Consider the following 12734-nt stretch of genomic DNA (forward strand, 5'->3'; position numbering starts at 1 on the left):
TTCCTTCAGCAAACAAGCCGGGCGATTACCCAGCGGCCGCAGGCGACGATCGGCGGTAGTGCCATGGAGACGAACGCAAGCAACACCAAGGATCCTGCCCAATGGAACATTTTGAATTTCCGGTGGGCGATCGAAGCCTGGATTGCGGTCTGGACCCCCAGGTCGTGCAGGTAGGTTGGCGTGGCGGATTCGCCCTCTAAAGGCATGTATTCCTTTTGGGCCATGTCCGGATAGTCCTTGACGCCGCCTTTAATAATGTCGCCGAAGTAGAGCAGGTTCACGACATCGTCCTCGCGCTTGTAAACCTGGTTCAGAAAGCGGGGGAGCAGCGACTTCAGGCAGATGATTGCAGCGATCGCGAGGAGAGGGAGTGCCGCCTCGAAAGCGTACGTGTAGCCGAAGGGGAGATCGTCTGGCGATTTGAGAAGGTTGATAATCGCGCCTATCCACACAGAAGAGAATGTCAGAAGCGCTGCGTTCTTCGTCTCCGCAAACTTTACGAAATCCATCATCCTGCCATGGTTGGCGGACATGAGCTTTTCATAGGCTTCCTGCTGGTCGTTCTTCGCCATCTGTGCCCCTACTTACTTCGCCGCCGGCTTCGCCAAGGGGCAGTCGTCCATCGTGCCGCAGCAGACATGCTTCTCCTTGTGAAGGAGCCTATAAAAGTCTCCTTCAGCTCGCTGCCATCCGTCGAGATTGAGAACGAGGTCGGCGAGTTGCCGAGCATGTTCGCCACACGCAGCTAAAGGCAGACGAAGATTATTCGCATCGTCGCATTTGCAGCGCTGGCGAAGCGTCATCACCCGCCTGTCTCCCCGATGGACCGCAACTAGCCGCCTGCCATCTTTCACAAGTGCGATGCGGTCACGGCGGCGCCCCTTCGCAAGACGAAGGCGATCCTCCCTGAGCGACGCGACAAACTTCGGCCCGAGGACGGCGGCATTCTCCTCGGCCATCGCCTGGAACCGCGCTGCTGTCGAGCCGTGAGCACGCGCATCCGCCTTGCCGGGCCACCGCCTCAACGCAGCAGCCGAGCGTTGCCGAAGCAGGAAGGTAAGAAGCCTTCCCCACCATACTTCGGCCGCTTCCCGACTTTCGATTTCAGAGGGCTCCAGTTCGCCCCAATAGAGACAGAACGTACCGCCTGGATTTATGTGACGTTCTGCACAGAACGGCGGAAGGAGCGTTGGCTGCTGTTCCGCAACGATGACGGATTTGCCATCTCGCCGGATTTCGAGAATGAAATCCGGACTGGGCGCGCCGGAGGCGTTCGGAGGATTGACGGCATAGATCGCTTGCCCATCTGCCGCCGAAAGGAGGCGGCCGTGGTTATAGTGTGCGACGCTGTACAGTTGATCGAGTGGCGACAATGGTCAGCCGATCTTCGCATGCGGACGAAAGGGCGACTCCGCCGCCTTGACGATGGCTGGGCTGCTGGCGGCGTAAACCGAGGCTCGCGCCGCCTTGGCCACCGCATCGTCCTCTGCCGCCAGTGCTTCGAGCGCAACGTCATAGGTCAGGTTTGATACACGGCGCGTGGATGCGAATAGCTTCCGCACGGAGACAGGTCCGTCATCATATGCCGCCTGACCGATTGCAGTCTGGGTTCCGTTGCAACGCTTCTGTTCGTTCTCCGAGGCGACTACGGATCGCCCGGTCGAGCAGCGAACCCGGCTTCCCTGCATGCCAAGCCGGGTGATTGCTCCCGGACCGAACTCGAAGCCGATTGCGAGACCTAGGTCGTCTGTGTCCACTCCATTCGCCTGCAGGCGCTCGAGGGTGAGGTTGAAGCTACTGCGAAGGCCACCAGCACAAAGAACCGCCGTCGACACTGTCTCGTCGGTATCTGTTGTGTGCGCAGTGCCCTCCAGTATGTGACCGTGGATGCAGTCGCCGATGAAACGGATCCTGCGACCTGAGAAGTCAGAGCTGAGAACCCTATCGAGTTCCGCGCGGATGACGTGAAGGCAGCGAACCACGTCTTCCGGATCATCGTCGATATGAGAGTTCACATATGCAGTGAAGTTGTCGACATCCGCATACACCGAGACCATTTCCATCCGCCGGGAGTTTCCGGGCGTCAGCAAGGCGATGTCCAAATTCTGCAGAGGCGGGGTCGTACGCGAGAACGAGAACGCACCGATTGGATTCTTCTCATTGTCCTTTCGCCAGTCCGCTACGATCTTATCCTTGCCGAGGCCGAGCTTAGCCTCGTCCTCGCAATTTTTGATTTGGTCGTCGGTCAGTTTCGATTTCGCAGGGTCATCGGCGGCATCGAGCTCGATCGCACCACGAGCCTCGTTGCTTAGGTAGATTCCGACCGCCTTGTTGTTCGACGCAAGTTTCGCGGCAATGTTCGCCGGGCGTCCGAGGAAGAGCGGTTCGCGATTGCCGTTCCGGCCGTTATTGACGGCAAGCGCCTTTCCGGCATCGATGCCCACGCGGATCTTGGCGTTCGGAATCTTCTCGTCGTCGTCGCCTGTCTCGGCCAGCACATCCGTGATCAGCTTCGCGATTGAGACCGCCCGATTAACGCGGCCCTTTCCGGCGTCATCGCCATATGGCTTCGTGACCACAGCGTGAAGGCGCTGATTGTGGAAATCGACCCTGATGGCATCGGCGTCGGCGAGTATCCGATGGACGGCGCGGTAGTGGAGGTTGAGGAAGCGAAGCGCCCGCTTGTGGCACGTCTCGCCTTCAGACTCGGTCGACCACAGCATGTCTTCGAAATTCACGATATCGATGTAGAGGTGAACGCCATCAACCCGGTACGCCTTGTTGGTCGGGATCGAGGTCAGCGACATGTCGCGCGTATAGTCTACGACTGTAACCTTTTTGACATCTTCAATACGCGCGTCGATCGCCGCTTTTGCCCGGTCGTGCTTCCATGCATTTGCCATCGCCACTCAACTCCAAATCATCGCATCGCTGGCATCGGTCCAACCGCTGCGATTGTTTCACTTTTTGTTCTGCTAGGCACTATGCAGGCGTCAAAACGCCTGCATCCGCTGGTCTTTTAGCTGAACCGAAGTTCGTGTTATTTCAGTTGAGCCTATCCATGGGTTTCTCAGTGGGAGGCAGTTTCACTGGATTATCCAGAGTAACTGCCTCCCGGAGCGTTTCTCGCGTGGACGCGACAGCTACACAACTACCGCCTACTCAGCTGCACCCGCTCGTAGCACCACACGTGTCGCACTTCTCACAAGTCCCGTTCCGCACCATCGTGAAGTTCTGGCACTCCGAGCACATGTTGCCGGTATAGCCCTGCATGATCGAGCGCTGGCGGCGTTCGGCTTCGCGCTTCTTGGCTTCGGATTTCGCCGTTGCCGCGTCGGCTGCCGCCTTGTCGGAGAAGAGGGCCGTTGCGTCGCTGGTGAGTTCCTCGGTCACCTCTTCGGCGATCTCTTCCGCCAGTTCCTTGGCGCGCTCTTCGTAATCGCGCTTGAAGGCGACGATTTCGGAGGTGGCGATGGCGACCGTCGGCTCCAGCTTGCGGGCAGCCGCGCCTGCAAAGGCGGTCACGGTGCCGGTGGAAGCGGCGCGGGCAGGGGCGGCGGTGGCCGCACCTTTGGGTTCGCCTGCCTGGCGTTCGCCGCCGGTGCCGGACACCAGGGTCGGCTTGTAGCCGCGGGTCCAGCCGGTGGAGAGCAGGTTGGTCTTGCCTTCCTGGATGCCCTTGCCAAGCGCGGTGTTCGAGAAATCCGACGTATCGACATGCGCCAGGTCATGGCGGCCGAGATAGGAGACGGCAAGCTCGCGGAAGACATAGTCGAGGATCGAGGTAGCGTTCTTGATCGCGTCATTGCCGATGACCATGCCGGCCGGCTCGAACTTGGTGAAGGTGAAGGCCTCGACATATTCCTCGAGCGGCACGCCATATTGCAGGCCGAGCGAGATGGCGATGGCGAAATTGTTCATCATCGCACGGAAGGCAGCGCCTTCCTTGTGCATGTCGATGAAGATCTCGCCGATGCGGCCGTCGCCGAATTCGCCGGTGCGGAGATAGACCTTGTGTCCGCCGACGGCGGCCTTCTGGGTATAGCCCTGGCGGCGGTTCGGCAGCTTCTCGCGTTCGCGCGAAACTCGTTCGATCACCCGCTCGATGATCTTCTCGGTGACGGTAACGGCCTGGGCGGCCAGCGGCGCCTGCAGCAGTTCCTCCAGCGCATCCTCGTCGTCTTCGTCCTCGATCAGCGAGGAATTGAGCGGCTGCGACAGTTTCGAGCCGTCGCGATAGAGCGCGTTGGCCTTGAGGCCAAGCTTCCAGGAGAGCATGTAGGCGTTCTTGCAATCCTCGACGGTCGCCTCGTTCGGCATGTTGATCGTCTTGGAAATTGCGCCGGAGATGAACGGCTGGGCAGCCGCCATCATGCGGATATGGCTTTCGACCGAGAGGTAGCGCTTGCCGACCTTGCCGCAGGGATTGGCGCAATCGAAGACCGGCAGGTGCTCATTCTTGAGGAAGGGCGCGCCTTCCAGTGTCATCGCACCGCAGACATGGATGTTGGCGGCTTCGATGTCCTTCTTCGAGAAGCCGATATGGTCGAGCAGGCTGAAGCTCATGTCGCCGAGCTGTTCGTCGGAAACCTTCAGCGTCTCCTTCAGGAAGTCGGCGCCGAGCGTCCACTGGTTGAAGACGAACTTGATGTCGAAGGCGCTCTTCAGCGCGGCGTTGACGGCTTCGACCTTCTCGTCGGTGAAGCCCTTGGTCTTCAGCGTCGACGGATTGACAGCCGGTGCCTGGTTCAGGTTGCCGTGGCCGACGGCATAGGCCTCGATCTCGGCGATCTGGCTTTCCGAATAGCCGAGCGTGCGCAGCGCGTCGGGCACGGCGCGGTTGATGATCTTGAAGTAGCCGCCGCCGGCGAGCTTCTTGAACTTGACGAGGGCGAAGTCGGGCTCGATGCCGGTCGTGTCGCAATCCATGACGAGACCGATCGTGCCGGTGGGCGCGATGACCGAAACCTGGGCATTGCGGTAGCCATGCTGTTCACCAAGCTCGAGCGCCTTGTCCCAGGCCGATTTGGCGTGGGCGACGAGATCCTGGTCCGGGTTTTCCGAATGGATCAGCGCGACCGGGTTGATCGACAGCGCCTCATAGCCGGAGCTCTCGCCATGCGCCGCACGGCGATGGTTGCGAATGACCTTGAGCATGCTCTCGCGGTTCGGCGCGAAGTTCGGGAAGGGCCCAAGCTCGGCAGCCATTTCGGCCGAGGTGGCATAGCAGATGCCGGTCATGATCGCGGTCAACGAGCCTGCAATGGCGCGGGCCTCAGTGGAGTCGTAGGGAATGCCTGTTGACATCAGCAGACCGCCGATATTGGCGTAGCCGAGGCCGAGCGTGCGGTATTCGTAAGAGAGTTCGGCAATGCGCTTCGACGGGAACTGCGCCATCATCACCGAGACTTCGAGCACGACGGTCCACAGGCGAACCGCATGTTCGTAGTCGGCGATGTTGATGCGCTTGGTGGCCTTGTCCTTGAACTGCAGCAGGTTCAGCGAGGCAAGGTTGCAGGCCGTGTCGTCGAGGAACATATATTCCGAGCATGGGTTCGAGCCACGGATCGGGCCGCCGGCCGGCGAGGTGTGCCAGTCGTTCATCGTCGTGTTGAAGTGGATGCCCGGATCGGCCGAGGCCCAGGCAGCGTAGGAAATGGTTTCCCAGAGATCGCGTGCCTTCAGCGTCTTCATCACTCGGCCGTCCTTGCGGGCGGTCAGGTTCCATTCGCCATCATTCTCGACGGCGCGCAGGAAGTCGTCCTTGATCGAGACGGAGTTGTTGGAGTTCTGGCCGGATACCGTGAGGTAGGCTTCCGAATCCCAATCCGTGTCGTAGGTCTTGAATTGGAGATCCTTGTAGCCCTGGCGGGCAAACTGGATGACGCGCTGGACGTAGTTCTCGGGAACCTGGTCCTTCTTGGCGGCGCGGATTTCGCGCTTCAGGGCAGGGTTCTTGTTGGGGTCGTAGCAATCGCCGTTGTCGCCGCCTTCGCAATTGAAGCAGGCCTTCATGATCGCCTTCAGATGCTTGGCGACAACCTTCGAGCCGGTCACGAGAGCCGCAACCTTCTGCTCTTCCTTGACCTTCCAGTTGATGTATTCCTCGATATCGGGATGGTCGATGTCGACGACCACCATCTTGGCGGCGCGGCGTGTCGTGCCGCCCGATTTGATGGCGCCGGCGGCGCGGTCGCCGATCTTCAGGAAGCTCATCAGGCCGGAGGAGCGGCCGCCGCCGGAAAGCTTTTCGCCTTCGCCGCGCAGCATCGAGAAGTTGGAGCCGGTGCCGGAGCCGTATTTGAAGAGGCGCGCTTCACGCACCCAGAGGTCCATGATGCCGCCTTCGTTGACGAGATCGTCCTCGACAGACTGGATGAAGCAGGCATGCGGTTGCGGGTGTTCGTAGGCCGACTTGGACTTGGTCAGCTTGCCGGTGAAGGGATCGACGTAGAAATGACCCTGGCCGGGGCCGTCGATGCCGTAGGCCCAATGCAGGCCGGTGTTGAACCACTGCGGCGAGTTCGGGGCGACACGCTGGGTGGCGAGCATATAGGCAAGCTCGTCCTTGAAGGCCGAGGCATCTTCCTCGGAGGAGAAATAGCCGCCCTTCCAGCCCCAATAGGTCCAGGTGCCGGCAAGACGGTCGAAGACCTGGCGCGCATCGATTTCGGAGCCGGTCTGTTCGTCCTTGGACAGGGTCTTCAGCGCAGCATCGTCGGGAACGGAGCGCCACAGGAAGGAAGGAACATCGTTTTCCTCGACCTTCTTCAGTCGGGTGGGAACGCCGGCCTTGCGGAAATACTTCTGCGCCAGAACGTCGGTCGCGACCTGGGAGAACTGCGCGGGAACATCGATATTCTCGAGGCGGAACACGATCGAACCGTCGGGGTTCTTGATCTCGCTCGTCGCCTTGCGGAATTCGATATCCGCATAGGCGCCTTGGCCGGCCTTCGTGAAACGACGTTCGATGCGCATTGTCTTGACCTCGTGTTGGCGCCTGGTCCCCGCGACCTCGGCGCAAAATTCCTATCCGGCGGCACTTTGTCGTCGCGCAGCCAGTCTCGTTTCCGTATTGTGACAGGGGTGTCATCCGGAGATGTCCTTCCTGTATCTTGTGGTGATGGTGGCTGCAAACACTAAATATAGTATTAACAGCTTATTATCGCCAGCCCCGATGTCACTTTTTTTGGAGGCTGAAAACCGCGCAAAAATCCTGTCGGGCCTGAACTGTTTCCGGTCCATCGCCCTGATTCCGCGTCCTAATTTTCAAAAGGGAACCGGGCTCGTTACCTCCGGTCCTGTCGCCGCCGCAACATCAGGATCAGTAAAGTTTGAAACAGCTGATTCCGTCAAGGGCTGGCTTTTAATTGATTGCTAACCACAACATGTTGTGGATGCGCCTGTGGAGATTGGGGAAAGCCGGGGAGCGCTGATATTACAATGGCTTGCAGGTGTTGCCGGCTAAGGAAAAGGTCGAAACGGCAAAAAAGCGTCATGCGGCAAATCTTGTGATGGCATTTCCGGTGCAAATGGGCATGCCGATTCGCCCGGGTGCAAGTGCCTGTCAAAGCGCATCGATGGCGATGGTAACGATGGCGACGCCGATAGGCCTGTTCTCTTCGTCCATGACGACGAAGCTCGCCTGCGTCTCGAGATTCTGGGTGGATTCGTTGCGTTCCGCCCGGTCGATGAAGATCTCGCGGGAGCCGCTGGCGAAGGTTTGGAGATATTTCTCCTCGTCGCCCTGCCAGAAGTCGGCGGTGATGGTGCTCTGCCCGACATTCAGCCCATGCGAGTCCGTGACGAAAAATTCGAGAATCGCGCCCTGCGAAGCATCCTGATTTTCCCTCAGGTACTGCGACACGGATTTGTCGAGCAACAGCTTGACCATCTGCAGGTGGTGCTGATTGACTTCCGACCGGTAGGTCTCATCGAGTACCCGCATATCCATTTCGCTGACATTGCCGAATTTCGCGTTCTGCTCGGCAATGGCCTTCAGTACCAATGGCGTTTCCACAATTGGTCGGATCCGCTTCTCGACGTAGTCGTGCACGAGGGGAACGTAGGCAGGCTCAGCGTGGACAGGCGCCAGCGGCAACAGAAAGGTCCCCAGCCCGACAGTCACAACCGCTCCTATATGCCCCCATCGAGCCATCTTGCTTCCCTATACCCGTATTGTTCGCCGCACGCTTGAGGCGCAACCCGACACGATTCGCATCTGTCGATTTTATGAGCAAAAGATAAAATAGATGTGCAGATCCCGATAGCGGATTCCGAAGACCTCGCTGACAAAATCTGGAACAATTTCAAGTAGTAAATACGATTGTCGCGCGCTTTGGTCTGTAACGATCAGCCCGCGCCCTTGGCGATCGGCTCCTGATAGGTGAAACCCATGTCCCAGGGGAAATAGATCCAGGTATCCTGGCTCACCTCGGTAATGAAAGTGTCGACCGTCGGCACGCCCTTCGGCTTGGCGTAGACGCAGGCGAAATGTGCCCTCGGCAGCATGGTGCGCACCTGTGCGGCGGTCTTGCCGGTATCGGTCAGATCGTCGACGACCAGCACGGCTTCGCCGCCATTCTCCATAAGTTCGGGCGCTATTCCCTTGAGCAGCACCATGTCACCCTGGTTCACATAGTCATGATAGGACGCGACGCAGACGGTCTCGATCAGCCGGATGTTCAGTTCACGCGAGATGATCGCGGCCGGAACGAGGCCGCCGCGGGTGATGCAGACGATCGCCTTAAATGTCTGATTCAAGCCGGCAAGCCGCCAGGCAAGGGCGCGCGCATCGCGGTGGAACTGATCCCAGGAAACGGGAAAGGCTTTATCGGGAAGGGACATCGGGCTGCTCCGCGGCATGAAAAAACGACACGCCGTTGGCCGGCGACCGGACAGGCTTGAAGCGGCGATTGGCAAAACGCAAATCGCGCAGCCGGAACTGCGCGAGAGGGGGCCGAGCTCGAAGCTGTCATCGGTCGCCGCAATTAGCGGGATTTGCCGGCAAAAGGCAAGAGCAGCCAATCAACGCGACAACAGGGTCAGCGCCGTCATCGATTGCAGCAGGGTCTTGGTCGTGCCGCCGAAGATCATCTGCCAGAGCCAGGAGTGCGTATAGGCGCCCATGACGAGAAGATCGATGCTGCTGTCCGAAAGCCGGTTCTCGATGACATGCGATGCGCTTTTGTCCACACTTTGTGCCGTCGAAAGCGTCGTCTTCACGCCATGACGCGCAAGCGTCGCGGCGATGTCGGCGCCTGCCGTCAGCGGCGATTGCAGCGCCGTTTCGGCCGGATCGACCGAAAAGATCTCCACCTCGTCGGCGGCTTTGAGGATCGGCAGCGCGTCGAAGGTCGCGCGCGCCGCCTCCTTCGAACCGTTCCAGGCGATCAGCACGCGCTTGATCGGCTTCGGTTGGCGGATGATATAGGGGATCATCAGCACCGGCCGACCGGTTTCGAAGAGAAAGCTGTCGACGTCGACGTGGCTGTCGGAAGGTCTGGCCGGGTCGGCCTGCGAGGCGATCAAGAGGTCGGCGCTGCGCGCACTTTCGATCAGCGGCGCGGAGCCGTATCCGGTCGATGTGGCAAAGCTGCGCCACTCGGAGGAGGCGCCTGATGCCTCCGCTTTCGCCCTGAAGATGCGCTCAACCGCAATCGTTTCGCTATGCGCCATGTCCTGCAGCGCCTGCACGGCAACGGGATCGGGGATTTCCATCGGCGCCACTAGCGGCACGGCGGAGATGATTTCGGCATGCAGGCCGATCACATGGGCGCCGCTTTCAGCAGCGATGGCAAAGGCGAAATCGGCAACCGCGGTACTATTGTCAGATGTATCGAGAATGGCGAGAATGGTTTTGTAAGACATATCAATTCTCCTTGCGCTGAAACGGCTTGCGCGAGGGAAGGAATGCGCCGGACCGTTCTCCTGTTCCTTGATAGGGATCAAGGATGCCCCAGGTTCCGGCGTTGCCCTCAAGCCTCGGCGGAATGGTTTTCGGCAATGTCCTTTCTTTGGCGGATAGCGTCGATCATCGCCCGCACCTCGGCGCCGGCTGCATCGATAACCGCCTGGGAGCGGCCGCGCACGACGATCTCGGTCGAGAATTTCTGGCCGATATAACGCGGGTAGGAGCCGATGCTGGTCTCCGGATGTGCTTTCTGGATCGCGGTCAGCGGCGTACCGATCTCACCTTCGCCGTAAGGGCAGGCGATGGCGAGCGAAAGCACCGGCGTGCCGGTTCGAAGCGTCGGCAGCACATTGTCGACCATCGCCTGGAAGACCTGCGGCACACCGGCCATGACGTAGACGTTGCCGATGATGAAGCCGGGCGCGGTCGAGACCGGATTGGGAATATGGGCAGCCCCGCGCGGCATGCGCGCCATGCGCTGGCGCGCCTCGGTGAATTCCATTTCACGGCGCCGATACATCTCGGCAAGCAGCGTCATCGCCGTCTCGTCATATTCGCAGGGCACGCCGAAAGCCTTGGAGATGGCGTCGGCGGTGATGTCGTCATGCGTCGGCCCGATACCGCCCGAGGTGAAGACATAATCATATTTGCCGCGAAGCGCGTTCAGCGCCTCGACGATCGCGTCCTCGTCGTCGGCGACGATGCGCACTTCCTTGAGATCGATGCCGGAAAGCGTCAGCAAATCGGCGAGATGGCCGATATTTTTATCCTTGGTGCGGCCGGAGAGAAGTTCGTCGCCGATGGCGAGCATGGCGGCGGTGACGACGATGTCTTGGCTCATAGGATGTTCCGTGATGTGAGGCTGGGGAATAGGTAGCGCCGTTCGGTCGCTTTGCAAACACCAAGAGCATGATGCCGAAAAGTGCAGGCGGGTTCGGACGACATGATGCTCTAACTTTTAAATTGGGGCGATGCGTCATTTTTGCCGAAATGAAAACCGCAAGCGAATTTTCGTCTCCGGGTGTTGAACACTGAGTTCTTGAGGGCGGGGCTTTGTTCAACCAGGCGCGCTGATAGAAGTCACGTCGGGCACGAAATTCAACGATGTTTCAAGGAAGATAGAAGATGGCGAAGGTTCTCGTTCTTTATTATTCGGCTTACGGCCATATCGAAACCATGGCCTATGCCGTCGCCGAAGGCGCGAAATCGGCCGGTGCCGAGGTCACCGTCAAGCGCGTTCCGGAACTGGTTCCGGAAGATGTCGCCAAGGCTTCCTATTACAAGGTCGACCAGGCGGCTCCGATCGCCACCGTCGATGAACTGGCGGACTATGACGCCATCATCGTCGGCGCCGGCACCCGATTCGGTACGGTCGCCTCGCAGATGCGCAATTTCTGGGATCAGACGGGCGGCCTCTGGTTCGCCGGTAAGCTTGTCGGCAAGCTCGGTTCGGTCTTCACCTCTTCGGCAACCCAGCACGGCGGCCAAGAATCGACCATCCTCGGCTTCATCCCGACCTTCCTGCACCAGGGCATGGTCGTTGCCGGCCTGCCTTACGCCTTCCAGGGCCAGATGGGCACCGAGGAAGTCAAGGGCGGCTCGCCTTACGGCGCCTCCACCATCACCAACGGCGACGGCTCGCGCCAGCCTTCCGAGATCGAGCTGGAAGGCGCGAAATACCAGGGCGCCCATGTCGCCAAGCTTGCTGCCAAGCTCGCCTGATCTTTGACGCTGAAATAATGAAGGCGCGGCGGGCATGGGGCTCGCCGCGCCTCTTTTTGTCCACAGACTGGCGGCCCTTGATCAGTGGCGGCTTTCGAGCGGAAATGCTTGGCCGATCATTCGTCGGTGCTGCCGGCCAAAACAGGCGCGATTTTTACGCCTCCCGGCTCTTCCCATCGCCAATGGCGCAAGATATTGAAAATGCCGCAAGCGGGCGTGGCGAAACTGGTAGACGCAAGGGACTTAAAATCCCTCGGCCTTGGCTGTACGGGTTCGACCCCCGTCGCCCGCACCACAACTATCCACTTTGAATTTGCCCGCATCTGCGCGTAAAAGCGTGTTTTTGCTTGACAATGACATTTTCGATGCAAGGATTGCGCCGCGACAGTAAGGCGGTTGAGTAAGTATTGTCTTGTGGGAGTAAGACGATGGTTTACGATTGGAATGGGACCAAGGTTCGGCGTATCCGGATCTTCAAGACCAGCGTCGCACTTGTTCTCGGAACTGCGATAGCTGCGATACCACTGTTCTTCTGGGCAGTGCAGTTGAGCGATTTCTAACTCCAGATAATCAGCGTTCTGCGAAAGGAAGCGCGTTTGGCGCTTTGGTCTCGCGCCACCTGTTGATCACCCAGCCAGCCAGCAGCCCGAGGGCTGCGCCCATCGCCTTGATGCTCGCGTCATGCAGGCGCGGATGGCGGGTAGGCGCGAGATATTGCAGATATTCGATGGCGAATGCGCCGACGATCAGCAGCACCGCCACCATCTTCCACTGTTTGGGATAACCGAGCGCAAAGGCCAAGCCGACGAGAAGATAGGCGGCCGCACGGTCGACATCGACCGTGGTGACCGTGTCCGGCCTCTCTCCGATCGGGGAAACCGTAGCGAAGATGATGAAGGCAAGCAGCAGCCAGGCGAGCGGTTTTGCGAATTTGAAGATCATCATAGCTTCATATAAGTGGCCGCCCTTTTCATTGACAGTTAAAATCAGGTCATGTGCCGCCAATTTCGCGATTGGCTTAAGAAAGCCTTCCTCGGAGCGAACCTGTCCGGGAGCGAACCGGAAACGGCCGAAACGGGCTTTCTTTTGCCGGTCGGCT

At 59.4% G+C, this 12734-nt stretch carries 12 protein-coding genes, 1 tRNA gene and 1 pseudogene; 4 read left to right on the forward strand and 10 right to left on the reverse strand.

Annotated features, from left to right (window positions below):
• Positions 1-5: 5 nt before the first annotated feature.
• From AC2444_RS08040 to AC2444_RS08060, 5 genes and pseudogenes are all read right to left on the reverse strand, one after another.
• The gene (locus AC2444_RS08040) at positions 6-572 is read right to left on the reverse strand and encodes a Pycsar system effector family protein (RefSeq protein WP_128449062.1); all 567 of its coding nucleotides are present in this window, start codon (positions 570-572) and stop codon (positions 6-8) included.
• A gap of 12 nt (positions 573-584) precedes the next feature.
• The gene (locus AC2444_RS08045; RefSeq protein ID WP_128449065.1) at positions 585-959 is read right to left on the reverse strand and encodes an E2 domain-associated cysteine-rich protein; all 375 of its coding nucleotides are present in this window, start codon (positions 957-959) and stop codon (positions 585-587) included.
• 111 nt (positions 960-1070) lie between these two features.
• Positions 1071-1373 (reverse strand): annotated as a pseudogene (locus AC2444_RS08050) (E2 domain-containing protein); the annotation flags it as partial.
• A 3-nt stretch (positions 1374-1376) separates the two neighbouring features.
• The gene (locus AC2444_RS08055; RefSeq protein WP_128449095.1) at positions 1377-2903 is read right to left on the reverse strand and encodes an adenylate/guanylate cyclase domain-containing protein; all 1527 of its coding nucleotides are present in this window, start codon (positions 2901-2903) and stop codon (positions 1377-1379) included.
• A gap of 259 nt (positions 2904-3162) precedes the next feature.
• Positions 3163-6978, reverse strand: coding sequence for a vitamin B12-dependent ribonucleotide reductase (locus tag AC2444_RS08060; RefSeq protein WP_012757152.1), 3816 nt, complete (start codon positions 6976-6978; stop codon positions 3163-3165).
• A gap of 121 nt (positions 6979-7099) precedes the next feature.
• On the opposite strand from AC2444_RS08060, the gene AC2444_RS08065 reads away from it, so the two are divergent.
• Positions 7100-7381 carry a hypothetical protein gene (locus AC2444_RS08065; RefSeq protein WP_157628321.1) on the forward strand — a complete coding sequence of 94 codons (282 nt, stop codon included), beginning with the start codon at positions 7100-7102 and terminating at the stop codon, positions 7379-7381.
• 186 nt (positions 7382-7567) lie between these two features.
• Here AC2444_RS08065 and AC2444_RS08070 read toward each other — a convergent pair whose 3' ends face one another.
• The 4 genes from AC2444_RS08070 to AC2444_RS08085 form a co-directional block, all read right to left on the reverse strand.
• Complete coding sequence (locus AC2444_RS08070) at positions 7568-8158, reverse strand: hypothetical protein (protein ID WP_041935508.1); 591 nt, start codon at positions 8156-8158, stop codon at positions 7568-7570.
• Between the two features lie 194 nt (positions 8159-8352).
• Positions 8353-8847, reverse strand: a complete 495-nt coding sequence (gene gpt, locus AC2444_RS08075) for a xanthine phosphoribosyltransferase (RefSeq protein WP_128439336.1) — start codon at positions 8845-8847, stop codon at positions 8353-8355.
• 180 nt (positions 8848-9027) lie between these two features.
• Positions 9028-9870, reverse strand: a complete 843-nt coding sequence (locus AC2444_RS08080) for a universal stress protein (protein ID WP_012757155.1) — start codon at positions 9868-9870, stop codon at positions 9028-9030.
• A gap of 107 nt (positions 9871-9977) precedes the next feature.
• Positions 9978-10754 (reverse strand): competence/damage-inducible protein A, encoded by a 777-nt coding sequence (locus AC2444_RS08085; protein ID WP_012757156.1) that lies wholly within the window; start codon positions 10752-10754, stop codon positions 9978-9980.
• Between the two features lie 284 nt (positions 10755-11038).
• Here AC2444_RS08085 and wrbA point away from each other — a divergent pair, with 284 nt between their 5' ends.
• The 3 genes from wrbA to AC2444_RS08100 all read left to right on the forward strand — a co-directional run bounded on the left by wrbA (position 11039) and on the right by AC2444_RS08100 (position 12195).
• The gene (gene wrbA, locus AC2444_RS08090; RefSeq protein WP_003538774.1) at positions 11039-11635 is read left to right on the forward strand and encodes an NAD(P)H:quinone oxidoreductase type IV; all 597 of its coding nucleotides are present in this window, start codon (positions 11039-11041) and stop codon (positions 11633-11635) included.
• Between the two features lie 210 nt (positions 11636-11845).
• Positions 11846-11930 (forward strand) — tRNA-Leu (locus tag AC2444_RS08095).
• A gap of 133 nt (positions 11931-12063) precedes the next feature.
• Positions 12064-12195 carry a hypothetical protein gene (locus AC2444_RS08100; RefSeq protein WP_012757157.1) on the forward strand — a complete coding sequence of 44 codons (132 nt, stop codon included), beginning with the start codon at positions 12064-12066 and terminating at the stop codon, positions 12193-12195.
• Between the two features lie 10 nt (positions 12196-12205).
• On the opposite strand, the gene AC2444_RS08105 is transcribed toward AC2444_RS08100, so the two are convergent.
• A complete protein-coding gene (locus tag AC2444_RS08105; protein ID WP_171815716.1) occupies positions 12206-12640 on the reverse strand; it encodes a VanZ family protein in 435 nt (144 codons plus the stop codon).
• Positions 12641-12734 lie beyond the last annotated feature (94 nt).

Source organism: Rhizobium sp. WSM1328 (genome assembly GCF_057653715.1).